Annotated in this window: 15 protein-coding genes; 5 read left to right on the top strand and 10 right to left on the bottom strand. The window is 58.2% G+C overall.

What is annotated here, in order from left to right:
* Positions 1-969: 969 nt before the first annotated feature.
* Positions 970-3,033 (top strand): AAA family ATPase, encoded by a 2,064-nt coding sequence (locus GC127_RS21575; protein ID WP_199861303.1) that lies wholly within the window; start codon positions 970-972, stop codon positions 3,031-3,033.
* A 1,089-nt stretch (positions 3,034-4,122) separates the two neighbouring features.
* On the opposite strand, the gene GC127_RS21570 is transcribed toward GC127_RS21575, so the two are convergent.
* The 5 genes from GC127_RS21570 to GC127_RS21550 form a co-directional block, all read right to left on the bottom strand.
* The gene (locus GC127_RS21570) at positions 4,123-4,848 is read right to left on the bottom strand and encodes a hypothetical protein (RefSeq protein WP_151979551.1); all 726 of its coding nucleotides are present in this window, start codon (positions 4,846-4,848) and stop codon (positions 4,123-4,125) included.
* A 144-nt stretch (positions 4,849-4,992) separates the two neighbouring features.
* A complete protein-coding gene (locus GC127_RS21565) occupies positions 4,993-6,117 on the bottom strand; it encodes a glycosyltransferase (RefSeq protein WP_151979550.1) in 1,125 nt (374 codons plus the stop codon).
* A 248-nt stretch (positions 6,118-6,365) separates the two neighbouring features.
* Complete coding sequence (locus tag GC127_RS21560; protein WP_151979549.1) at positions 6,366-7,604, bottom strand: FAD-binding oxidoreductase; 1,239 nt, start codon at positions 7,602-7,604, stop codon at positions 6,366-6,368.
* A gap of 3 nt (positions 7,605-7,607) precedes the next feature.
* Positions 7,608-9,812: a TRAP transporter fused permease subunit gene (locus GC127_RS21555; protein WP_217522649.1), complete on the bottom strand. Its 2,205-nt coding sequence runs from the start codon at positions 9,810-9,812 to the stop codon at positions 7,608-7,610.
* A 103-nt stretch (positions 9,813-9,915) separates the two neighbouring features.
* Complete coding sequence (locus GC127_RS21550) at positions 9,916-10,926, bottom strand: TAXI family TRAP transporter solute-binding subunit (RefSeq protein ID WP_037298807.1); 1,011 nt, start codon at positions 10,924-10,926, stop codon at positions 9,916-9,918.
* Positions 10,927-11,053: 127 nt separating this feature from the next.
* On the opposite strand from GC127_RS21550, the gene GC127_RS21545 reads away from it, so the two are divergent.
* On the top strand, positions 11,054-12,010 hold the full coding sequence (locus GC127_RS21545) for a LysR family transcriptional regulator (RefSeq protein WP_037298811.1): 957 nt from the start codon (positions 11,054-11,056) through the stop codon (positions 12,008-12,010).
* A gap of 219 nt (positions 12,011-12,229) precedes the next feature.
* Here the strand turns inward: GC127_RS21545 and GC127_RS21540 are convergent, their stop codons facing one another.
* Both GC127_RS21540 and GC127_RS21535 read right to left on the bottom strand, forming a co-directional pair.
* Positions 12,230-14,779, bottom strand: coding sequence for a calcium-binding protein (locus tag GC127_RS21540; RefSeq protein WP_254700219.1), 2,550 nt, complete (start codon positions 14,777-14,779; stop codon positions 12,230-12,232).
* A 398-nt stretch (positions 14,780-15,177) separates the two neighbouring features.
* On the bottom strand, positions 15,178-16,332 hold the full coding sequence (locus tag GC127_RS21535; protein ID WP_151979547.1) for an alpha/beta hydrolase: 1,155 nt from the start codon (positions 16,330-16,332) through the stop codon (positions 15,178-15,180).
* Between the two features lie 230 nt (positions 16,333-16,562).
* On the opposite strand from GC127_RS21535, the gene GC127_RS21530 reads away from it, so the two are divergent.
* The 3 genes from GC127_RS21530 (at position 16,563) to GC127_RS21520 (ending at position 21,489) form a co-directional block, all read left to right on the top strand.
* Positions 16,563-17,084 carry a helix-turn-helix domain-containing protein gene (locus tag GC127_RS21530; protein ID WP_254700218.1) on the top strand — a complete coding sequence of 174 codons (522 nt, stop codon included), beginning with the start codon at positions 16,563-16,565 and terminating at the stop codon, positions 17,082-17,084.
* A gap of 251 nt (positions 17,085-17,335) precedes the next feature.
* Positions 17,336-18,433, top strand: a complete 1,098-nt coding sequence (locus GC127_RS21525) for an efflux RND transporter periplasmic adaptor subunit (protein ID WP_008283015.1) — start codon at positions 17,336-17,338, stop codon at positions 18,431-18,433.
* Positions 18,430-21,489: an efflux RND transporter permease subunit gene (locus GC127_RS21520; RefSeq protein ID WP_151979545.1), complete on the top strand. Its 3,060-nt coding sequence runs from the start codon at positions 18,430-18,432 to the stop codon at positions 21,487-21,489. Before GC127_RS21525 ends, GC127_RS21520 begins: the two co-directional genes overlap by 4 nt.
* Here GC127_RS21520 and GC127_RS21515 read toward each other — a convergent pair.
* From GC127_RS21515 to GC127_RS21505, 3 genes are all read right to left on the bottom strand, one after another.
* A complete protein-coding gene (locus tag GC127_RS21515; protein WP_081506310.1) occupies positions 21,468-21,887 on the bottom strand; it encodes an ion channel in 420 nt (139 codons plus the stop codon). The two genes, GC127_RS21520 and GC127_RS21515, sit on opposite strands and share 22 nt — an antisense overlap.
* A 178-nt stretch (positions 21,888-22,065) precedes the next feature.
* Positions 22,066-23,664 (bottom strand): GMC family oxidoreductase, encoded by a 1,599-nt coding sequence (locus tag GC127_RS21510; RefSeq protein WP_151979544.1) that lies wholly within the window; start codon positions 23,662-23,664, stop codon positions 22,066-22,068.
* Positions 23,665-23,775: 111 nt separating this feature from the next.
* Positions 23,776-24,774 carry a branched-chain amino acid ABC transporter permease gene (locus GC127_RS21505; RefSeq protein ID WP_037298817.1) on the bottom strand — a complete coding sequence of 333 codons (999 nt, stop codon included), beginning with the start codon at positions 24,772-24,774 and terminating at the stop codon, positions 23,776-23,778.

The following is a 24,774-nucleotide window of genomic DNA, read 5'->3' as shown; positions in this document are numbered from 1 at the left end:
AGGGCAACTGATGCCCCATTGGATCTCTTCTGCCAAAGCGAAGGGGTATGACATCGTAGCCCGCGTGATCGACCGTTTTCACCTCGCGCTGCGTTGTCGCCTTTGTGGCGCTGTAATCAAGGTCAGGCTGTTCACGCTCATGTCGGCGCAACCGCTGTGCCCCACCTGCGTGCAGACCGGTTGGATTTCAACGGCAGAGGCTGCGGGCCTGACATATCTTGGCCGCTGCCCTGAGGATCGGCACTATGCATTCTACGAAGCGCCTTGCGGGCACCAGCTCCGCCGGCAGATCGAAATCCTTGAACGTGTTGCGACAGGCGAAACCGGCGTCCGGTGCGACATTTGCCATAAAGAAAATGAACAAGATGAAGCGACGGCACAGGGTTGGCGGCTCATCGGCCGCGATCCCGACGGCAACGCAAATTACCGGAGCTACCAACACGGTGCCTGCGGGCATGTCCAGCGCATCGCGCGGGTAAACATGCAATCGGGCCGGGTCGGTTGCGGGGGCTGTGGAGAGAAATGGACCGCCGCCCCGAGTCACCTGTATGCGATGCAGTTCGTCATGCCGAACAGTCGTAGGCTGGTTAAAGTGGGCTATTCGAACAACCCCGCGAGCCGCCTTTATCATCAGCTTTCCCGCGATCCGAACATGCCCCGCAAACTCCTCAGGACGATTCCCGTCGCGTCGGGCCAGATGGCTATCACGTTGGAAAAGGCGCTGCACCGCAAACTGCGCGACGAGCATCCCGACGCTGTCGTCGATCCGGACGTCTACCACGGCCTGATCAAAGTGCAGTCGGAAATCTACGACGCCGCCCTGACTGCAAAAATTCTGGCTGAACTTGAAGCGATTGCCAGCCGCATTGCCCCGCCCGCCTCATAACCCGCGAAGAACAGCCATCACGTTTCTCCGGCCGAATACGGTCGGAAATCACCATTCACATATTCTATATGGAGGGCGCGATTATGCCCCTGAACACAGCACAAAAACCCGATTGGTCGACCTACGCCGACACGCTGATCACGCGTCTGCGCAAGGTCCACGGCGTCCATTTTCAGAGCGAGAAAGACGATCCGTCAGAACTGGATATTCTTTTTCAAAAATTCGAAGGGCCCGAACCGGCTGAGACGTTTTCAGATCGTGCTGACCTTCCCTCTCGCTACGTGCCTGCGCGGCAACTGCTGTCTGTCATCCGCCTCGCAGCGACGTTCGGTTCACCGGACGTCGAGTGTGCGGCGTATCACTGCGGCGCGATCACCGTCATCACTGGCATCGCTGTCGAGGATTTGGTGACCTTCAAAAACGTAACCAAAGATGTGTTCCCCTCGCATTGGGAAATCATTGCCCCCGAGGTGACCGACGGCGAGATCACAATGAGTTCCAGAGCTCGTGTCAGACGAATGGTGCGGGACAGTCTCGACAAAATGGAGCCAGTGCTCATCCTTCAGGCGGAGGGCCTCTTTTTGCCAAAGGCCTTGCTGATGACCACCCACACGCTCTTTCAGTTGGTCCCGGCGACTCATGACGTGATGATGACGTTCCTGGAAAATGGTCATCTCGCCGAACAAGTTGCCGGTGCGGGAAACCTTCGTGCCGCCTTGCCATCAGAGGCCAACCTTCAAACGCTCAGCACGATCGAAATCTGCGCCGCTCTACGCACGCCAGTATTGCATCAAGCCGTCGAACGCTTGGGGCAGATGGCACATCACGACGTCCATACGTCAGGGCCTCGTCTTGAGGACATGCGCGGCGACAGCACGGCTCTCACCGCTGCCAGGCGTATCGTCGCCGATCTGAAAGACTGGAAAAAAGGCAAGGCACAGTGGCACGAGATCAGCCGCTCCCTCCTGCTCTACGGCGCACCCGGCACAGGAAAAACATGGCTCGCCCGCGCGATGGCAAACAGCGCTGGCCTTAGTCTCGTGACGGGGACCTTTGGAGAGTGGCAAGCGGCAGGCCATCTGGGCGACATGCTGCGTGAGATGCGTGCGACATTTGCCAACGCGCGGCGCAAGGCTCCATGCGTGCTTGTGATCGACGAGATTGATGCGGTCGGATCACGCGATGCCCTTGATCGGCATTCCAGCAACTACCGCACTCAAGTGATCACAACCTTTCTTACCGAGCTGGACCAGATCGCCCGACAGGAAGGTGTGATCATCGTCGGCACGTGCAACTACATCGAAAGGATCGACCCCGCTGTCATTCGCGCCGGTCGGATGGACATCAAGATCGAAGTCCTTCCCCCTGATGCCGACGCCATTCTCGAGATCCTCCGTTTCCATCTGTCAGAGGATATCGCGGACCATGATCTGCGCCGCCTGTCACGCCGCGCTGTTGGCAAGACGGCTGCCGACATCGATGCCGCGATCCGTGCCGCGCGTTCCGACGCGAGGCACGCGCGCAGTATGTTGTCCCTTGGCATGCTTGAGACATATATGGATCTTGATCCGCGCCATGAAAACCGAAACCGGACCTGGCGGATCGCTGTTCATGAAGCGGGACATGCCGTGGTCGCCCGAGCGCTTCAAATCGGTGAAGTCAAGCGGATCATGATCACTGACCTCGGGGGTCGGATCGACTGCCTGATGCACACGAGTGAAAGCCGCTTATCTGACATCGAGGCCCAGATCGCCTACTCTATGGCAGGGCGCGCGGCCGAACGCCTGATCCTCGGTGAAATCTCCGCTGGCGCAGGCGGCCCCGCCTATTCCGACCTCGCACTTGCTACGCGGGCGGCCCTCAACATCGAAACCACCTACGGCATGGGCTTGCAGGGGCCGGTCTGGCACGAGAACCCCGACGCCGTCCATCTCACAACGCCCGCCATCCGAGACCGGGTCCTGCAGCGGATCACTCAAGCTGAAAGTCGCGCAGGGAAAATCCTTCAAGAGAATGCCCATTTTCTCGAGACATTGGCGCGCCATCTCGTCGAACACAGATCACTCAAGGCGGAAGCAATCAATCGCCTCCTCGATGGCGTTAACGCCCATAGCACGGCGCACCCACGCCAAGATATTTCTGCCTAAACCGACCCAAAACCTACCTCTATCCCGCCTACTCCACCGCCACCTTCCCTTCCACGAAAGCACAGAACTCTCACCCAACACCCACCCATATATATCTTAAAAGGACCCGCGGGGGCGCAGCCCCCGCATCCCGGAGGCGTGAAGACGCCGCCGTCAAGCGAAATTGCAAAATTTTGCCCTCACCGGCTGCCGCTTTCGGCAGGCCTCAATAACCGTCGATCTTGACAAACCTACCCGAATTCCACGAGCTGAAACCTTGCCCCACCTCCCCTTGCCAAGTCTCAAATAGTGGGGCAGAGTGCGGCATCACACTGTGGCATCGCCCGCAGACACGCTGAAGTTTAAGTCAATATTTACAATGACTTAAACACACAGATAAATGGCTCCGTTCCCTACCGCCGGAGCCAAAAATCCCCAAGAAAGCAACAACTTAGCTTAACCCGCTTCAAGCGGCCTTGGTGGATTTTGTTCAGGGGTAACGTATGGAGTAACGCGCTGCGGCGGGTTAATTCGGCTAGGAATCGCGTTGCGAATTTGACACTGTCCCTGCCAAGCTGCATCAGCACGAAAGGCCCGACGCCATGACCTATTCGACAGAGCTTAGGATTTGGATTGATGAGGTAATCGAATCCCTTGGCTATATCAAGCCAGAAGCCGCCTCTAAGATTGTGAAGCTGATAGAGTGCAACGAAAATCAGCACCCTAAACAAATATCCACTTCCTACAGGAAGGGTGACACGCAGCTTTCAAGAGAAGAAAAGAAAGCCTTAGGCTTACGTGCCAATGCACTTATGTCGAAAGAAGCTCTGAACGATTTAAGCGACAATGGCCTTACGATGCAGCTTGCTGCACATGAACAAACTATCCTCCGCGCCGAATTGGCATGGAGTCGTGCCAAGAGCATCGCCTCTGGCAAAGATGTGGGGTTGCGCAAATGGAAATGCCTAGCTCCTTTCCCCACAGAATGTCGGGGCTGCAAGCGTCTTGATGGTAAGATTGTGTCCGCTACTGAAGCCGTGCCCACAGGGCCGCGTGATTGCTATCGTGAGGAATGCGCCATTACTTATGCGCCTCAGGTCAATAAAGATTTCATGATACAAGCATCGCCCTTTCTAACAGCGCCTCGTAGACCATGCGAACTCCAGGCTCCATTGACTGCGCCATCCTTTCGTCCTCATCGCTTGTGCGCAGGCTCTGTTCGTAAAAAGGTGTCTCTGTCGGGGCATCCGTCGAGACACCGAAGCTATCGGCAATATAATCCACCGCCTTGTTATAAACATCGGCAGGCCAGTCAAAACTGACCAGCCGGATGTCATGGGCCGTGATATGCTGCAGCAGTCGAAGGTTATATTTCATCCACAAATCAATGGGGGCGATAACGGGGAGTAGGTTGGGGCCACGGCGCTGAAGTGAGCGAACCACGGCAAAGGGGTGACGAAAGGTGGCGACATAGTGCATATCGGGCACCGCCTCCTGCCAGAAAGACAATGTGAAAACGGTGCGTGGATCCTTGAATCCCCAAACCGGACGGCCGGCAAGGGATGCAATATGTGCGTCCCGACGCGCCCGAAGCTCATCGTTCCATCGCATCTCTTCGGGTGGATTGTCCCAAGTGCCGCCATTCAGCTTCAGAAGGTCATTGTTGATTTGCATGATCTCGGGGTTTTCCTTGTTGCCCCGTAGATTGAACTTGGCAAAATTGATCACATCACCAAGAAACAGACCGCGTTCCTCCAGACATCCAGCCAGACAGCTCGTTCCGCTCCGATGCATCCCAAGGATGCAAACAGTCTTTGCCGCGTAGGTATTTGCCATCTAAAGCCGCCCTGCTGTGCCGAAGAACCATCGCTGACGTTGGTCCGATTTGGTATGTAGTTAAATTCGTCAAGCCGGTCGATATCGTCTCTCTGCTCTTTGACACTAAAATGGTTACCCTGAAACACAGCTTGCAGAACAGGATCATCTGGTCAAATCGCATATGAGTGCAAAAAAGCTGTCCATCGTGTGCGAAAAAGAGGCTGGCTCGCGTGCCTCTGCCAGACGGTTTTGAATATCTAAATCCATGGTTACACTTTGAACAATGGCCGCGATGTCCTCGCATGGCTGGTCTTCGGCCATATGTGCGCCAAGCCCAAGCGCCGCAATTCGTCGGGCGTTTTCCAGCTGATCCCCGATAAATCCGGGGGCCACGATCATTGGAACGCCGTTTTGCAAACAGTGCCAGATCGTGCCGACACCACCCAAAAACAGAATCGACGATAGACCCGGCATTACCGTGTTGAATTCAATCCACTGGTGCAATTCGATATCCTTGCCACGACTGACCGAGTGGAAATGCGCGTGAAGGTCAGGATGATTGCCTAAAAAAAGGCTTACACCGTCGCCTTCGGGTATGCGTGCGATCAGCGCCTCTGTGAGGCGTAACAGATGTTCTGTGCAACCCTGATTTCCGAAGGACACCCCGATACGGCGGACATTGGGTGCGAGCGCGGGCGAGGTATGGTTGTGGATGCTAATGCTCGCCGGATCGTTCACATGCGCGTAGAACCGCATCGGCAGAAACTGCACGTTCAGATACGGTGATCGGAGCCATCCACTGTCCAGCCCGCCCTTCTGCCAGCCAAGCTCGTCCTTCAAGCGCTCACCAAGATCATGATACTCCTGAACCGGCTCCGGCCAAGGGTGAATGTTGAGGTGCCCTTGGGCCGGGTCTGGGAAGAAACGCCAATACCCACCCGGCGTTCCCATCGCCGCATAAGGCAGATCAAGCTTAGCGACAGCAAGTCCAGCTCCTACAAGCAGGCGGTCGATAAAGACCATGTCAGGCCGATGCTGCGCAATGCGCTCCATAACGCGCCGCAAACTTGCGACCCTACCGTCATGTCCTGCTGGGTTTTTCACTATATCGTCGATATGCGGCATGGGCATTAGGTGCAGCAGGTTCAGATCGCCCGCTTGCTCCACGTGGCAGCCATGTCCGCGTAACCGCGCGACTTGATCCCCATATGTGATCCACACGCTGCTGTGTCCTGCAGCCTCAATCTTCTGGCTAAGGCGCAAGAACCCCAGACCGCCGAAATCCATGTGCCCATAGGCGCTTGACACAAGAAACAGGACTTTGATGCCGTTACTCCCAAAGCTTCTTTAAGGCTGCACAACCTAAGCGTTTAGACTAGACCGCGATTGCGTATAATATCGCGAATGCAACCATCCGTAAAAAGTTATTTTCTCACAAATCATTCTACCATAGAGTGATTTAAACTATCCCCATGTTACTCTCGCAACTCGCAGAAGGCGTGAGGTGGCTATTCGCTGAGCTGAACAATACGGACCTAGAGAAACCGATCCATTTTGAGGGCATCAAGCGGGGCATTTGCGGGGCATCCTGATATGATATCCGCCAAAACTTCGCCGGTTTTGGGGGCCATCATCAGCCCATAATGGCTGTGGCCGAAAGCCGCAAAGAGACCATCCTGCCCCCGCACCGCGCCCAATGCGGGCAAGCTGTCGGGAAACGAAGGTCTGCGGCCCATCCAGAAGGACCCTTGCGCAGTGCTCAAATCAGGGCACATCGCCTTGGCTTGACGTGTCAGAATAGCTTGTTTCCGGGGATCAGGTGGCGCGTCAATGGACGCAAACTCTGCGGTACCAGCCAAACGCAATCCGCCAAGCATGGAACTGGCGACGGCCTTGCCATCGACATCCATCACCGAGTGATTGAGAGTGACACCGGGGGCAGCAAATTCCACATGATACCCGCGCTCGGCCACCAGAGGCAGGTTGATCCCAAGGGCCCGCAGCAAGTCTGCTGACCAAACCCCCGCAGCCAGGACAACGCGCGGTGCTGTGAAATTTTGGCCTTTGGCGAAAATCGTCCAGCTGCCATTTTGATGCGACAGACGGATCACTTCAGCTTGAACCACCTCTATCCCAAGCCCCCGCGCCTTCGCGGTCAGGACCTGACCAAGCTGACCGGGTGCGCGGGCACGCGCCTGACCTTTGATCACCACCGCAGCTTTGAAGTCAGACGAAAGTCCGGGCTCCAGCGTCCGCAATTCCCTTGGACCGATCAGGGCCAGATCCCCGCCCTTTTCCACACGGATGCGATAATCAAGGTTCTTCAGACTGGCTTTGTCCGCAGTGCGGAAAGCGTGGATGTAATAGCTCTCAGCAAGCAAATCCTCATGGCCGGTTCCGGCAAGAAGACGGCGATACAGGTCCACGGATGGACCGCACAGATACTCCATACAATCGGACGCGGCACGCGCCTTTTCCTCTGTTGCGTGTCGTAAGAAGCGCAGCCCCCAAGGGATCATACGCGGCCAAAAGCGGGGACGCACCGAAAGTGGGCTATCTCGGTCCAATAGCAATCCAGGCAGGGTCTTCCATATCCCTGGCATGGATTGCGGGATAATGGACCACGGTGAGATAACACCGGCATTCCCAAAAGAGGTTTCTTGTCCGGGTATGCCTCTGTCAATCAGGCGTACCGAAAAACCACGTTCACAAAGGGAAATCGCCGTGCAAATCCCGACAATACCGGCACCGATGATGGTTACATGACCGTCCATACCTCAGACCGCCGCAGGTGTTGAACGCCGTTTGAAAAGCTGGCTCAAGATGGCTGGAGCCGCAATCAAAGCGGCAATCAAATCGGCCTGCAGCGAGGGTGCAATGAACACTATGCCCGACACCGCCAGCAATACTCTCATGAAGGCACCCATCGGGGCCTTCCAGTATCCAACAACCGCCATTGAAAGCGCCAGAACCCCCAAAATGCAGCTCGTGGCGGTATAGGTGAACTCCCATAAATCAAATCCCGTTGAGGAAACGATAAGCAGGACAGGCGCGTACACAAAGGCCATTGGCGCGACGACTTTGCCCAAGCCCAAGGTAAAGGCTGACACACCTGTCCGGAAAGGATTGGAGTTGGCGATGGCCGCCGCCGCATAGGCCGAAGTACAAACGGGGGGCGTAATTTCCGATACGACACCATAGTAGAGCACAAACATATGGCTGGCGATCGGAGGCACGCCAAGCTGTGCCAGAGCAGGCTGAGCCACCGACGCAAGCATGATGTAAAGCGCTGTCGTCGGAACGCCTGCCCCCATCAAGATGCAAGAAATCGCGATGAACACCAGTGACAGGAACAATTGCAGATCTGGGGTTGAGATCATTTCCCAACCGCCAAAGGTGAACATATCATTCAAGCTCATGGCCATCGAACCCGCGCCTTGGGTCACCATAAAGCCCATGCGAAACCCAATACCCGTGGTATTGATGACACCGACGACAATGCCCACAGCCGCCGAGGCCGCCCCGACAGCCAGGGCATATTTTACACCCACTTCTAGCGACTCTGCCATTTGAGGCAGCCGAATACGCGCTTGCGGGTTCAAGGTGGCAACAACCGCACCGATCACAAGCAGCAGGGCCATTTGCCCCTCAAATCCTTGGCCCATCCATTTCCACAAAACAAAGGCAATGAAGGCCGCAGGATAGATCAAAGTGGTCGGTTCACGTAACCGCGCCATGCCCGCGATCACTGCCAGAGAGATGCCGCAAAACGCGGACATGTAAGGCGTGTAGCCAGAGAAAAGCACAACCAGCAGGCCGATCAAAGGAATGATATTCGCCCAGCCTTCCCGCCATACGGCCGCGAATTGGGGCAGGCTGTCCTTTGCCATGCCCTTCAAACCAAGTTTCAAGGCCATCAGATGCACCACAGCGAACACACCGACGTAATGCAATACCGCCGGGACAATCGCTGCAATCACGATTGTGGTGTAGGGTAGCTGTAGAAACTCTGCCATGATGAAGGCTGCGGCCCCCATGATCGGCGGCGTAATCTGACCACCCGCCGAAGCAGCGGCCTCAACGCCACCTGCAAAATGTCCGGGGTAGCCCAGCCGTTTCATATTCGGAATGGTAAGGGCCCCCGTCGACACCGTGTTCGCAACGGAAGAGCCGGAGATTGTCCCGAAAAATGCTGAGGATACGACCGACACCTTTGCCGGACCACCGACATAGCGCCCGGCAAGAATGGTTGCATTGTCTATGAATAATTGCCCCAAACCGGTGCGCTGCGCGATGACGCCAAACAGGACAAAGTGAAATACAATTGTTGAAACGACCCAAAGGGTGACACCGAAAATACCCTCTTGTGGGAAATACATCGACGAGACGAAAGTTTTGAAATTCACGCCGGGATGCTGCAACAAACCGGGAAAATAGGTCCCGAAAAGCGCGTAGGAAATGAATACGCAGATGATGAGCGGCAAAACCCAACCTAGGGTCCGCCGTGCAATATCCAAAACCAACAGGATTATAATGACACCAAAAAATACGTCATACCCGTTGGGATTACCCATTCGGAAGGTTTGTTCCTCGATGCCAAGCGCCGGAATGCCGCGCCACGCCAGGCCCACATACAGCGATGACGCCACGCCCAATGCCATGAAGACCAGATCATAAAGGGGAATATTCCCCAGCCGAAGGCGACTGACTTTCATTGCAAAGGCGCTGTCACTCTTAAAAATTGGAAAGAGCGCGTAGGTGAGAATGAATAATCCCGAAAGATGCCAGCCCATGTGCCAATGATCGGCCGGAAGACCAAACCCCGCAGTCACAAAGTGATAAAGCGCAAAGACCAGTGCCACCGCGCGCAAGACCATGCCAACGTTCGGGCCTACTGCGCGCGTCGCAGCGCCTTCGTCATACTTCCGTTCTATCTCGGCCAACTGCTCTGGGGTCAGCTTGGCCAGTTCTTCGGCGCTCAGGTCATTGCTGCTGTTGGTCACGGGCCTGCCTTGTCATTCATGAAAAGAGGTTGCGATGCCCCCTGGGGGCATCGCTTGGAATGTTTCCTAGAATGAAGACGGCTTATTTGAGCAGCCCTGCTTCGCGATAAAAGCGCTCTGCTCCGGGATGCAGCGGCACCCCAAGGCTATCCACCCCGTTCAACGCCGTTTCCGGCCGGATCAGCTTGCCTTTCGCGTGCCCATTGTCGAGCAAGTTGCGGGTATTGTCATTCCAGAGCGCCTTGGTGATCCCGTAAACAAGATCGTCCGAAAGATCCGAGGAGACAACAAGATATGCCGAAACCGCAGGGGTCATCGTATCGTTATCAATACCCTCATATACGCCACCGGGAATCTTTGAGGGAATGTAGGCAGGCACCACATCGTTGATTTTCTGCATTTCTTCGTCGCTGAAGGAATACAGCGTCATGCCCTTGGTCGAGGCAAGCTGAACCATCGCCGCCACAGGCCAACCCGCCGCATAAAAGAAGGCGTCCAATTGCCCATCCGCCAGACGTTCAGCAGATTGCGAATTGTTCAACTCGGCCTCTTCCATGTTGTCGCGGTTCACACCCCATTCTTCGAGCATTTTCAGAACAGCCACTTGGGTGCCAGACCCCGCCTGCGCAATGCCAACCCTTTTGCCTGCCAGATCACCCAACCCGTCCAAGGTTGCCCCGGCGGGCATCACGAGATGCAGGTCTTCTGGAAAGAGGTTGGCGACAAGTCGCAGCTTGTCATGCTTTTTGCCCTCAAATGTGCCAACACCAAGGTACATCTCACGCGTCACGTCGGCAGCAGCAAGGCCGGCTTCCAATTCGCCGTTCTGCACAGCCGCGTTGTTAAAAACTGAGGCGGTTGTAGATTGTGCAATCGCAATCAGTCCGGGAACGCCGCACTGTCCCCCCTCTTCGCAGGGTCGAGATCCGGGAGGAGAGGATATCCCATTGGCGATCGTTCCGCCAATCGGGAAATAAGTTCCGCCTGCACCGCCGGTTCCAATGCGAAAAAAAGTTGGGCTTTGGGCCATTGCCGTGCCGGCCATCAACGCCGTTGCCAAAGCTGCCACTGCCATTTTCTTCATCAATGCCATTCTAAACTCCCCGTTTTTATTGGCTTTACCTCCGCGATGCGAAGGCTTGTCGTGGTCGCGAGCTTAATGGTAGCGTTGATAAAGACAAATTTGTTATAACTCTAAAAAACAAGGAAAAACTTATATAGTGAAGCTCCAGCAACTCTCTGTTTTTCGTGAAGTCATGGCTACCGGCTCCGTCTCGCAGGCGGCGAGGCGTTTGGGGCGCACGCAGCCTGCGATCAGCCTTTCCTTGCGAGAGCTCGAAGCGTCGCTCGGTATCACTCTTTTTGAACGTGAGGGGCGCCGCCTTATCCCGGTGCCAGAGGCCTATTACCTGTTGGCAGAGGCGGATGAAGTGCTAGACCGACTGTCTACAGTGTCTCGCACCATGAAAAGCCTCGGGGATGCCGCGAGCGGCAATCTTAAGGTTGCCGCGATGCCCGGACCATCCAGTTATCTTTTCCCCGGATATATCAGTCGGGTTCTCGGCGATTTCAGGGATATCAAGCTGACATTGACGATGCGAAGTTCGCAACAGATCCTCGAGTTGGTGGCCACCCAAAGCATTGATTTCGGCTTTGCGGATCTGGATTTTCAGCTTGAAAAGCGCAAAGGTCTTTTGACGGCAGAAACCTTTTCTGCACGCTGCTTCTGCGCCTTGCCTCAGGCGCATCCCTTGGCTCAAAAAGCCGCGCTATCTTGGGAAGATTTGCATGATCAACCGATGGGCGGCTTGCACAGCGCGCATTGGCTTCAAAAACGTATTCACATGGCATTTCAGGGGCATGGCGCACGGTACAATCAAATCATCGAAAGCCAATTTTTCATCCCGCTTTTGCAATTTGTGTCCCAAGGGCAATGCTGCGCCATCGTCGATCCGATGACCGTGGCCAGCGAACAGCAATCAAGGCTGAACGGGGATGCGTTGGTATTTCGTCCGCTCGCTCAAGACCTTCGATATGATTGCGCTATTTTTGTCCCCAGATTGCGCCCGATGTCGCAGTTGGCAAGACGGGTAAAAGACGGATGGAAGGCCGAGGTGCTGCGCCTGATGACGGTGCTTGGCGCAGATCCGATGACGGATATTTACTCTAATGAGTGAACACGAGGTCGGAGCCGCGGCGCACCTCCTCGAGTCGTCCGAGGATGCCTTGCGACTGCGGATATCAGCCTAGGCCAAGGCGAGTGATCTGGTTCCACATAGAACCGAGATGATCTTAACACCACATCCATTTGTTTTCCGGCACCAAGGTGCGCTTTCCCGAAGACAGAATGTGTTGGGCCCCCCGCAGATGGCGAGGGGCCCTGCCCCATGTCCGGCTCAGCCGAAGATGAAGTCACCACCATCCAGCGTTGTCGCCTCTACATCGACCAGTATAATCGTGTGATCCAGATAGCTGACCTGTGTCGCACCAGAACCGTCAAAGGTTGTCGCAGCAATGCTCAGACTCTCAAAGCCGCCGATCACTCCACGCAGATCCAGCAGATCACCCGCAGTGTCGAAATCCGAGATCACATCAACCTCTCCGGCATTGAAGCTGTTGAAGACAAAGACATCCGCCCCGTCCCCGCCTTGCATCTGATCGTCCCCGTTGCCGCCATTGATGGTATCGTTACCCTCACCCCCAAGAAGCGTGTCGCGACCATTGCCGCCAGCAACAAAGTCATCGCCGACACCGCCATCCACCATGTCGTTGCCAAAACCGCCACCCATTTGATCGTTACCAGCGCCACCGCTCATGACGTCCATTCCGGTGCCGCCCCCCATCAGGTCGTCGCCATCGCCACCGCTCAGCGTATCTGCTCCTTGGCTGCCGCCCATACTGTCGTTTCCAGCCCCGCCCGTCAGAACATCGTCACCGCCACCGCCATTGACGAGATCATTCCCGTCGCCGCCATCTGCGGTGTCGTCACCAAGGCCTGCGCCAATGACATCGTCGCCCGCATCGCCAGACAGCTGGTCATTTCCAAGCCCCCCACCGATCCGATCATCCCCGTCGCCGCCCATGGCCACGTCATCACCATTCCCTGAGGAAATGATGTCATCGCCGCCATTGCCAGAGAGCACATCATTGCCGTCACCTCCAACGATGCTGTCCGCGCCGCCGCCGCCGCCAATGTCATCGTTCCCTGCCTCACCAGCTAGGAAATCATTGCCACCCGCACCACGCAGAATATCGTCACCCTCACCGCCAAAGGCCATATCCCCCATGACGCCGGTCGAGATATTGCTCAGACCCTCGTCACCGTCAGACCAACTGCCTGTGTGAATCTCGTCATTGCCCGCGCCGCCAAAGATCGTATCCGATCCGTCGGCACCTGCATCAAACACGCCCCCTGTGGCGGTCGAAACGCGGCTATCGTCATCGCCGGTGATGATGTCATCCCCCGCGCCACCTTCGATCAAGTCATCACCCGCACCGCCAGCGTAGCCATTGTCGTATTCCGACAAGGGAAGCGCCCCCGAAGCCCCAAAGCTGGCGGCATTGAACGGGTCTTCATCATCGCCCGGCCCAGCCCTCAGCGTGTCATTGCCCGTGCCGCCATCAAGCACATCTGCACCTGCATTGCCGAACAGCACATCATCGCCCGCACCGCCTGTGATGCTATCTGCACCGCCGCCACCACCGACATCGTCATTACCAGCATCGCCGTTGAGGATATCGTCGCCACCCGCACCGCGCAGGATGTCATCGCCGTCCCCGCCGTGGGCCACATCACCCATGAAGCCGGTCGAAATATTGCTCAGACCATCATCGCCATCCGACCAGCTTCCGGTGTGAATCTCGTCATTGCCCGCGCCGCCAAAGATCGTATCCGATCCGTCGGCACCCGCATCAAACACGCCCCCTGTGACGGTCGAAACACGGCTATCGTCATCGCCGGTGATGATGTCATCCCCCGCGCCCCCGATAATCAGGTCGTCTCCGTCACCTCCGGCATAGCCGTTGTCGTATTCCGTGCGCGGCAATGCACCCGAGGCCCCAGCATCAGCGCCATTCGGGATATTGGCATCGCTGCCTGCCATGATCACGTCATCCCCTTGGCCGCCGTCAATATCGTCACTGCCACCGTTGCCTGTCAGGGTGTCTTTGCCGCCAAGTCCGATGAGCACGTCATCGCCTGCCCCGCCGTTGATGACATCGTCGCCTTCCGTGCCTGCCACCGTCTCGCCCGCATCGCCCAACGCTAGGGTAACACCGCCCATCGCACGCTGATCGTCAAGAAGCGACAACGCTTGTTCCAGCGTGATCTCCTCGATCTCACCCGCCGCCGCAGGCAGAATAGGAACAAAACCATCCTGAAGGCCATTTACCTCGCCCGGTGTCCCTGCCCCAATGCCATTTGGCACCGACACCCCATGCAGAACGATTTCCCGCGAGGTTAGTGGAAGAATATCCGCGCCCACGTAATCATTCATTGTGACAGGGCTAAAGAAATTTGCGGGATCGTTCAGGTCAAAGGCCCGAATATAGGTGAAAGAACCATCCGCATTGGTCATGGGAGCAGCGCCGTCTTCGGTCAGAGTCAAGAGCACGTCGCCATATTGGCTTACCCCTTCCAGCACTTCCACCAATCCATCCCGGTCAGTATCACTGTTGATGTCCGGGGTTTGTGAGTTTGCAGGATTTCCCTCCAGATCAAAAAGACCGTGAATATGCTGCGGAACAGGTTGGTTCGGCTCCATGCCCTCTACGGTGATGGAGACGTTCAGATATTGTTCGCCGGTGCCTTCAGGCGCGCCAATCGCAAGGATCGCTGTTCCACTGACACCCGAGCCGTTGAGAGCAATGAAATCTACCGTATAGGTAGACTCAGCGCCCCGCAGAAAGGTTTCAAAAGAGGAATAGTTCGTCGCTAGATGTGCCATGGTTTGACCTCCCGTTTGCATGCATCACAGAGCAGTCACGGGGCACCGCCGCCCAAAGTTTCAGAAACGGCAGAAAAAACTTAAGGTCGCGTGCTTTTAAAGATGGATCAGGCTACCTTGGCGAAACCGGATCGCGCCCGCGTTTGGAAAAGAAGCCAACCTTAACAAGTATAGAGACGACAATCGTCACTGACCGTACCAGTGCCGCTTCTTTACCACCACCGCTGCAAAAATGGGCCCATCCCCGGCCCTCACACCCATCACTTGCCGCAAAGAATTGCTGTTGCGCATATCAAGGGGCGGCTTGCAGTTTTTGATCATTCTGACAGTCGCGCGGCAAACAAGTGGCAGATGGTCCAAGATTTCCGCGACCACGCAAATCGAACAACCCTTTGTTGTCAGTTGCCTGCGCGTTCCACCAATGCGACAGGCGCAAGCATGATCGCTGTGGCCTCTTGGGCCAGCAGCATTGTCCCCGGAAGAAGCCCCGCCCGCCCAGAGGGATCTGTCTCAAGGTTACGTCGCACGGCTTCGGTTTGCTTGAGAAAGCTGATAACTGAGGGCGATGTCAGCGCAGCAAGATGGTTCGAAGCCGCGTCTTGGGCGGACGACAGGTTGATGACTGTCACATTCAACCCGGCCACCTCCTCTACGCCCGTTATGTTTCCAAGACGTCTGGGCACGCCCGTCAACCGTGCGGACAGTCGCAAGGCGGGATCGTTCTGCGAGGTGAAAATGACAAACGGATCAGGCAAGTCACCGATGGCCTCTGCCTGAGCGCGAAACACCGACGGGGCAATGTCTGGCGAGAGCAGGACCACCGCAGACATCCGCGACAACATTGCCTCGTCCTTGCGGATCGCCATTTGGCGCAGCACCTCCATCGTCAACTGGGCTCCCATCGAATGCGCGACAAGGACAATGTCGCGTGCGCCCGCACGCCCAAGATCCTCGAGCATCTGTTCAAGCCCGTCCCGCGCAATTAGAACTGCATCCCGATCTGCGGCATAGCCCAGAGGCGCCCCCCGCGACGGCCAAGCATAGTGAACGGTCAACGCGTCGATATCAAAGTCGCGGATCATCTGCGCAGTTCGAAATACCCCATCCCCCAAGGTATTGTTGAACCCATGAATAGTGACCACCACTTCCTTGTCTGTGATCCGGTCCGACGCCAAGGCGCGCGCGACCTCCTCGCGGAATGCAGCCCGACCAGAGAAAGAGGCCACCTCGCGCGTCAAAAAATGCCTGTCAGGGTCCGGGTGCATACCCGGCAGCATCACAATCCCGGGCCTGCGCGTTTTTGGAACGCTGACGTCCACCCTTGCATAGGTCAGAGGCCCCGCAAACTTGGACGACCATCCCCCTGCCGCCTCTTGCGCGCGGGTGGTGCCGACATAGACCGGAACGATGATCTCTCCCGTCAGAGCGGCGGCATCGGGAACCATATCCGCACGCGGCGCGCATCCGGCAAGCCAGATCAAGACCACCCCGAAGCAAAGCCAGCGGTCCATCTTGTGGGCCTGAAAGATGGTAATGGCTGTGCGTGTGGGCATAAGGGCACTCTTCTTCCGACGACACCCAAAGGCCCTGACGGAACACACCTTTGGTTGAGGATTGACTTCGCAAGCTTCAGCCAGAAGGGTTATAGCAGGACCGAGACCACCGATAGCGGCGTCCTGCTCAAAACGAGCATGTCCTCAGGGGCAATGACAGAACCGAAGCGATTTTTTAGACCTTTGTAGCGTGGGAGCCGACAAAGCCGATGTCAGGAAAAGCGTTCACCATGGGCACATCGCCCGAACCCAAAGGCACAATCGGGGCGGCCACGGCAAAATCCAGACGCGCAACCGAGATACGTGATGTTTTCGCCGAGAATTACCTCGACTACCAGTATCGCTTTGTCGAGTTTTTCGTCGAACATCTAGAAGACGTTAGCCGCGCCTTTCGTGGGGACCTACAGCAGATGCTTATTCTGGCCATCATCGGTCAGGTCACGCTCAGGGCGGTCCGCGATGCGGGTATTCGCGACCAAGACCCGTCCCTGTCAAACCTCGAGCGGCCGGGCATCAGCGCGTCCCGTATCGCGGATGTGACAGCCATTCCCCGCCAGACCGTACGCCGCAAACTTGAACTTCTGCGGCAAAAGGGATGGATCACGCAGTTGCCAAACAACAGTTGGACAATGTGCAACCGGGACGGGATATCCGGGGCAAGGGTAGATCTGAATGAGGTGGATCAGCGCGCGATTGACCGGGTCGCGCGCCTCTTCACCGACCTTGAGGCGCTGGTGAATACGTGCCGCTGACGGGCACATTCCTGATGACCAGATGTTGAGGGAATAGAGCCGCGATGCGCCCGGGGTGGCTGACCATTTCGAGCGCCTCATCGCTTGCTCTAAATTCAAAGGGCACATAGCATTTTTGACACTGTCCCAAACGCGAGCGCCTGCAATGCCTTCCAGAGCCTCTTATTCCGCCACGCGCGCTTTCCGCGATGGGCCTTGCCGGTGCAAGGCTTGCGCCCTTTCCACTTTGGCCCCGTGACGGAGACCCGGCAATGAGCCTCCGCCTGATGGTTTTCTTGGCCGCTTTCTCGTTGACGACCTGCGACGATGATGAAGGCCCAGCAGACCCCAAGCCGCCACGCGCTGTCCGCACCATGATCGTCGCCCAAGGGGGCGAGGACGCGTATCGCACCCTACCCGGCGTGCTGACCGCAGCCGAGACGATGCGCCTTGCCTTTCCCGTGGCGGGTAGGTTGATCGACGTGCCGCTGCGCGCGGGCGATCGGATGACCCAAGGAGAAGCGGTCGCCCGCCTTGATCCCGCCGACATCGAGCGGGAAATCACGGCTGCTGAGGCAAAACTGGCGGCAGCGCTTGCGCGCCTTGATGCCACGGACGCCGAATTTCAGCGACAGCGCACGCTCTTTGAGCGCGGCCTTGTCGCACGCGCCGGGTTTGAACGCATCTCAGCGGATCTTTCCGCCGCCTTGGCCGACCGCCGTGTGGCAGAGACAGACCTTGCCGCCGCGCGCGACCGGCTGGACCGCATCACGCTGCGCGCCCCACGCGAGGGCGTGGTGACGGCCCTGCTGGCCAATCGGTTCGAGGAGCTTGCAGCGGGCCAGCCTGTCTATGAGGTTGCCGTGACGGCGGCGCTTCAGGCCGAGGTGCTCGCCCCCGAGGCGCTCTTGGCCGTGATTGCGCCGGGAACGCCGGTCGCAGTGCGGCTACCCGCTTTCCCCGACCAAAGCTTTGCCGCCGAAGTGACAGAAATCGCCGCTGACGCAGAGGCGGGTGTCGCTTACCGCGTCAAGGCGCGACTGGCTGATCCGCCCGAAGGCGCAAAGACCGGGTTTTCGGCGGCCGTCTCATTCACGCTGCCGCGCGCTGCCGGTGCCATCGACATACCCTTGTCCGCACTGATCTTTGCAGACACGCGATCCGAACCGACAGCGGGCGACAGCGCAACCGTCTACGTCTTTGACGAGGCCACCGGCACCGTGCGGGCGCGCCAAGTGCGCATCGACGGGGTGGTCGGCACTGACCTGCTGGTGACAGAGGGGCTATCGCCCGGCGAACACGTCGTGACCGCCGGAGTTGCTCTTTTGAGCGATGGTGAACCCGTGCGCCTCTGGAGCCTGCCGGAATGACAGGCTTGACCCGCGCCGCGCTGGATCGCTGGCGGCTGGTGCTTGCGGTGACGCTGGTGCTGGTTGTGACCGGGGTGATGACCTATTTCACCCATCCCAGCCAAGAAGACCCAGAAATCACCATTCGCACCGCGGTGGTGACGGCCCGCTTTCCCGGTATGTCAGCAGAGCGCGTCGAACAGGTTTTGGTCAAACCGATCGAAGAGGCCGCGCGCCAGATTGCCGAGGTCGACACCATCGAGAGTGCCGCACAGACCGGCTTTGCGACCGTCAAGGTCGAGCTGCGATCTGAGGTGACGCTGGTCAAGCCGGTCTGGACCACGCTGCGCAACCGGATGGACGATCTCGCCCCCTCTTTGCCAGAGGGGACGGTGGGCCCACTGGTCAATGATGACTATGGGCGCGTGGCCGTGACCACGCTCGCGCTGCATGGTGCGGATTTCTCTGCAGCTGAATTACGCGCAACGGCCCGCTGGCTGCGTGATCGTCTGGCGACGGTGCCCCTGATTGGGCGCATTGACCTTTACGGCGTGCAGGACGAGCGGATCTGGATCGAGTTCGACCGCGCCCGTCTCGATCAGGCCGGACTAACGGTTGAGCGAATGCTCGATGCTGTAGCAGATCAGAACCTCATCCTTTCGGCGGGCGCGCTTCAGACCGAGGCAGGGTTTCGCTATGCGCTGAGCACCGATGGGGCCTTTGAGGATTGGCGCGCCATTGGTGACGTGCCAGTGCCTCTGCCTTCAGGCGGCACCACAGTCTTGCGCGACCTTGCGCAGATTTCGCGCGGCTATATCGAGCCGGTGCGCAATCCGGTGTTCTTCAACGGCAATCCGGCGGTGACGCTTGGGGTCTCGATGGTGGAAGGTGGCGCAATCCAAACCTTCGGTGCGGGCCTTGATGCCGCGCTCACAGACCTGCGCAGCGCCCTGCCCCTTGGCCTTTCCCTGGATCTTGTGACCCATCAGCCGCCCATTGTGGCGGCCTCTGTTGCCGATGCAACTGAGAACCTGTTGCAAACCATCGCCACTGTGATGGCGGTGGTGATCCTCTTTCTGGGGATGCGCGCCGGGCTGATCGTCGGGGCAATCGTGCCGCTCAGTATCGTGCTGGCGCTGGTGGGCATGGCGCTTTGGGGTATTCCGCTGCACCGCATTTCGATTGCGGCGGTGATCATCGCGCTTGGCCTTTTGGTGGATAACGGCGTGGTCATGGCCGAGGATATAAAACGGCGCATCGACGGCGGCACCACACCGCGCGACGCCGCGCTCGAGGCCAGCCGCACGCTCGCGATTCCGCTTTTGACCTCGTCATTGACCACGATCCTTGCCTTTCTTCCTTTGATGCTGGCCAGCGACGCGACGGGCGAATTCCTGCGCGCCTTGGCACAAGTGCTGGCACTGACATTGATGGCAAGCTGGCTTTTGTCGGTGACGGTCACGCCCCTTTTATGCGTGCGCTTTTTGCGATCCACGCAGGGCCCAACAGAAACGGCGCCGGGTCGCGGTGCGCGGCTTTATCAGGCGGCGCTGCGCCGGGCCTTGGGGGCGCGGGCACTTGTGCTTCTTGCCACGCTTTTCGCCTTTGCCGTGGCGCTTGCGGCGCTAGGCCGTGTGCCCACCGGCCTTTTGCCCCCCTCGGAGCGGGCACAATTCGTGCTGAGCCTTGAATTGCCCGCTGGCATCTCCGAAGACGAAACCGCGCGTGTCGCACGCCGTCTCGCAGGCTTTCTTGGCGACACCACCGCCAACCCCGAAATCGTTGGCAATGTGGTCTATGTGGGGGCCGGCGGACCACGCTTCTTTCTCGCGCTCTCCCCCCTAGACCCTGCGCCACATATTGCCTTTGCCGTTGTGAACCTTGCTGATGCCACGTCCGTGTCTGTCGTGCGTGAACGTGTCGAGAACTGGATGGCCGCCAATCTACCCGAAGCGCGTGGCTGGACAGAGCTGCTATTCCTTGGAAAAACACCGCCCGGAACGGTCGAAATACGCCTTATCGGCGGCGATGCCGACGCCTTGTTCTCGACGGGTCGGGTGGTCGAGGGGGTCTTTCGCGACATGGACGGCACGCGGCAGATCCGTGGTGACTGGGCCAATCCCGTTCTGCAACTGACGGTCCTGATCGACGAGGCGCGTGCCCGGCGCGCGGGCGTCGCACCATCGGCCGTTGCCCGCACCCTTGCGGCGCGTTTTGACGGGGCGCATGTGACGGATTACCGCGAAGGCGACCGTGTAATTCCAGTGGTGATCCGCGCCGAACAAGAGGCGCGCAACAGTCTGGATGCGCTCGCCGATGTGACGGTGTTGTCAGGGGATGGCTTGGCGGTGCCCCTCATGCAGATCGCCGACTACGGCGGAGAGTTGCAGCCTTGGGTGATCCGACGTGTGCAACAAGAGCGCGCCCTGACCATCTCGGCCCTGCGCCCCGGCCTATCCGCCGCAGAGTTGCTCGCCGAGGTCGCGCCAAGGCTTGAGGCGCTGGACCTGCCACAGGGCATCCGCTGGGAGCCCGATGGCGAAGTCGTCGCAAAGGCGGACGCCAATGCCGCGCTTTTTGCGACACTGCCACAGTGCCTGCTGGGCATCGTTTTATTGTTGATCTGGCAGTTCGACAGCTTCCGCCGCCCGGCGATCATCTTTGCCACGATTCCGCTCGTGCTGGTGGGGGTGGCCCCCGGCATGTTGCTGATGAAGGGAACCTTGGATTTCAATGCGCTTCTTGGCGTGCTGTCACTTGCGGGGATCATCATCAATAACGGCATTGTCCTGATCGAGCGCATAGATGCCGAGCGGGCCCACAATGATGACCTTGGGCAAGCATTGGTCACGGCCTGTGCGGCGCGCCTGCGCCCTATCGTGATGACAACGCTCACCACCATCCTCGGACTGCTGCCGCTGCATCTCTTTGGTGGGGAACTATGGCGCGGCATGACCATCGTGATGATGTTCGGTCTGGGCGTGGGCACGCTCTTGACCCTTTTTGTCGTGCCTTGCCTCTATGCAACGATCTTTGCCGACCAGCGACGCAGTCGTCACCGGCCTGCGGTGCCATAGACCCGCTGGACCGCAACAAAGATCATTGCCGTCGTCCAACCAACGATAATCGTGCCATTGGTCGCCGCAAAGGCACCAAGCAATCGCCAATCCGGTCCCAGAACCATATCGCCATAGCCAAGCGTGGTGAATGTGACGGTTGTGAAATAAAGCGCCTCTTCGACACCGCCAAGAGCGCCCAATCCGATCAGCAACATGGCCCAGAACCAGCACTGCGCGCAGATGGACAGAAAGAACCACATCACAACAGAGATCACGGCCAAGGCCTTGGTCACGGCTCTCTTTGGCATACCCGACGCCCTGCGCCCGAACCGCGCCGCCACCACCATAAACCCTGCATGAATGGCGACAGTGACCGAAATCGCCAACATTCCAATCGCAAGTTGGGGCAAGATCATGCTTGGGTCCAGATACTATGGCAGTCGCAGACTGTGCCCCGCCGTGTCACAGGTTAGGGAGCACAGATTGCTTATGCGGCCCGCATCATAGGGCGGTCAATGCCCTTCTGGTCACAAGGCCTTAGCGCGCCAAAGCTGCCTTGAGCGTGGCGCGGCTGGCGTCCCACCCTTTGTGATGTCAGGCGCGGGCATCCTCGAGAATCATCTGTGCTGCCTTTTCGGCGATCATCACGGTCGGCGAATTTGTATTGCCAGAGGTGATGGTGGGCATGATCGACGCGTCGGCGATGCGCAGGCGCCTGAGCTGTTTCAGCCGCAGGCGTGGATCGACCACCGCCGCCTCATCCGCCCCCATCCGGCAGGTGCCGACCGGGTGAAAGATCGTGGTGCCGATCTCACCTGCGGCGCGGATTAGGTCATCGCGGCTCTGATACGTGGGGCCAGGCCGATATTCCTCGGGGTGATACTGCGCGAAGGCGGGTTGCGCGACAATCCTGCGCGTCAATTGGATGGCGCGGGCCGCGACATCGCGGTCTGCCTCTGCAGACAGGTAGTTTGGGCGAATGGAGGGGGAAGCACGGAAATCAGGGCCGGTCACATGCACACTGCCTCGGCTCTCGGGGCGCAGGTTGCAGACGCTGGCCGTCATCGCGGGAAAGGGGTGTACCGGATCGCCGAACTTATCAAGGCTGACGGGCTGCACATGGTATTGCAGGTCTGGCGTTTCTTTTTCCGGACCTGATCGGGTAAAGATACCCAATTGGCTGGGAGCCATCGACATTGGCCCCGAGCGGGACAGAAGATACTCCAACCCGATCCCCAGCTTGCCGCGCAGGCTGCTGGCCTTTTCATTCAAGGTCGGCACTCCGTGAACCTTGTAGACAAGACGCAATTGCAGATGGTCCTGCAGATTACCCCCCACCTGCGGCACCTCGACCACGGGCGCGATACCTGCGTTCTGCAGCACCGCACCATCACCGATGCCCGACAGCTCCAACAAGGCCGGAGAGCCGATAGCGCCCGCGCATAGCACGGTTTCGCGGGCGGCGTGGGCGGTGATGCGGCGGCCCTCGTGGTGATAGACCACGCCCTTGACCTCGCCCTCTGCAATGATCAGCCGTTCAGCCTGTGCGCCGGTTAAAATATGCAGGTTCTTGCGCGCCTTGGCCGGGCGTAGAAAGGCCTTGGACGTGTTCCAGCGAATGCCAGCCCGTTGATTGACCTCGAAATAGCCGCCGCCCTCATTATCGCCGGAATTGAAATCGTCGGTACGCGGGATGCCCGCCTGTTCGGCCGCCTCAAGGAAACTATCCAGCACCTGCCAACGCACGCGGGTCTTTTCTACCCGCCATTCGCCCCCTGCCCCGTGCAAATCGCTGTCACCTGCGTGATGATCCTCGGCGCAGCGAAAAAGCGGCAGCACATCGTCCCATCCCCAGCCGGTGCAGCCCATCTGCGCCCATTGGTCATAGTCGCGCGCCTGACCGCGCATGTAGATCATGCCGTTGATCGAAGAGCAGCCCCCCAACACTTTGCCGCGCGGATAGAGCAGCGAGCGGCCATTCAACCCCGGTTCTGGCTGAGTGCGAAACCGCCAGTCGGTGCGGGGATTGTCGATACAATAGAGGTATCCGACCGGGATGTGAATCCAGTGGTAATTGTCGCTCCCTCCTGCCTCGAGCAAGAGCACACGGGTTGCCGGGTCTGCCGATAGCCGGTTGGCAAGCACGCAGCCCGCACTGCCCGCCCCGATCACGATGTAATCATATTGATCCATACGCCTACTCCATTCCCTGCCGCATGACGACACGAGTCACCGAACCGGACATGACCGGTCGTTCTTAGATCAGAAATGGGCCGGGCTGTTCAACGCAGCCCGGCCAATGGGTCAGTTTTCAGGATTGAATCCCAGACGCCGCCCCAGACGCGAGGCGTAGAATTCACCCACAAGACCCCGGCGGAACAGCAGCACGCAGACCATGAACACGACGCCCGTGATGATCGTCACCGGAAAGTCAGAGGTGGCGAGATAGTTCTGCAAGGTGACGACAATGCCCGCGCCAAAGATCGGCCCGATCAGCGTGCCGATGCCGCCCAGCAAGGTCATCAGGATGACTTCGCCCGACATTTGCCATGTGACATCCGTCAGCGTGGCGAATTGAAACACCAGCGCCTTGATCCCACCCGCAAGGCCGGTTAATGCCGCTGACATCACAAAGGCCGCCAGTTTGTAACGCGCCACCGAATAGCCAAGCGAGGTTGCGCGGCTCTCATTCTCGCGGATCGACTTGAGGATCATGCCAAACGGTGAATTGACGATCCGCCAGATGATCAACATGCCCAAGAGGAACACACCCAACACAAAGTAATACATGTTGGTGGCCTCTGAGAGGTCGATGAAGCCAAACAGCACTCCGCGTGGTACGGATTGGATACCGTCCTCACCCTTGGTAAAGCCCGCCTGCAAGCAGAAGAAAAAGAACATCTGACTGAGGGCAAGCGTGATCATCGCGAAATAGATACCCTGACGGCGAATGGCGATGGCACCCATAATCAGCCCCAGAACCGCAGCCCCCACAACGCCCAAAAGGATGCCAAACTCTGGCGACCAGCCCCATTCCTTGACCGCATGGGCGGTGAAATACGCAGCCCCGCCGAAAAACGCGGAATGCCCAAAGCTGAGCAGCCCGGTGTAGCCCAAGAGCAGGTTGAAGGCGGCTGCGAAGAGAGCGAAACACAGGAGTTTCATCACGAAGATCGGGTAGAGATAAAACGGAGCCACCAGCAGAAAGGCCAAGGCAATCAAAAGCAGCACGATCCGCACCGTCCCCGCATTGGGCAAGGTGGCAATGGTTTCGCTTGCAACGGGTTCAGATTTGCCTGCCAT

Source organism: Roseovarius sp. EC-HK134, assembly GCF_902498815.1.
GTDB lineage: Bacteria > Pseudomonadota > Alphaproteobacteria > Rhodobacterales > Rhodobacteraceae > Roseovarius > Roseovarius mucosus_A.
Note: the sequence above shows the minus strand (reverse complement) of the source record. Positions and strands in the feature narration are given on the sequence as shown.

Bases quoted from the DNA above. Each gene is read 5' to 3' on its own strand.
- GC127_RS21575 (WP_199861303.1), top strand. From the start codon at position 970: ATGCCCCTGAACACAGCACAAAAACCCGATTGGTCGACCTACGCCGAC.
- GC127_RS21570 (WP_151979551.1), bottom strand. From the start codon at position 4,848: ATGGCAAATACCTACGCGGCAAAGACTGTTTGCATCCTTGGGATGCAT.
- GC127_RS21565 (WP_151979550.1), bottom strand. From the start codon at position 6,117: ATGGATTTCGGCGGTCTGGGGTTCTTGCGCCTTAGCCAGAAGATTGAG.
- GC127_RS21560 (WP_151979549.1), bottom strand. From the start codon at position 7,604: ATGGACGGTCATGTAACCATCATCGGTGCCGGTATTGTCGGGATTTGC.
- GC127_RS21550 (WP_037298807.1), bottom strand. From the start codon at position 10,926: ATGGCATTGATGAAGAAAATGGCAGTGGCAGCTTTGGCAACGGCGTTG.
- GC127_RS21540 (WP_254700219.1), bottom strand. From the start codon at position 14,779: ATGGCACATCTAGCGACGAACTATTCCTCTTTTGAAACCTTTCTGCGG.
- GC127_RS21535 (WP_151979547.1), bottom strand. From the start codon at position 16,332: ATGCCCACACGCACAGCCATTACCATCTTTCAGGCCCACAAGATGGAC.
- GC127_RS21530 (WP_254700218.1), top strand. From the start codon at position 16,563: ATGGGCACATCGCCCGAACCCAAAGGCACAATCGGGGCGGCCACGGCA.
- GC127_RS21525 (WP_008283015.1), top strand. From the start codon at position 17,336: ATGAGCCTCCGCCTGATGGTTTTCTTGGCCGCTTTCTCGTTGACGACC.
- GC127_RS21520 (WP_151979545.1), top strand. From the start codon at position 18,430: ATGACAGGCTTGACCCGCGCCGCGCTGGATCGCTGGCGGCTGGTGCTT.
- GC127_RS21515 (WP_081506310.1), bottom strand. From the start codon at position 21,887: ATGATCTTGCCCCAACTTGCGATTGGAATGTTGGCGATTTCGGTCACT.
- GC127_RS21510 (WP_151979544.1), bottom strand. From the start codon at position 23,664: ATGGATCAATATGATTACATCGTGATCGGGGCGGGCAGTGCGGGCTGC.
- GC127_RS21505 (WP_037298817.1), bottom strand. From the start codon at position 24,774: ATGGCAGGCAAATCTGAACCCGTTGCAAGCGAAACCATTGCCACCTTG.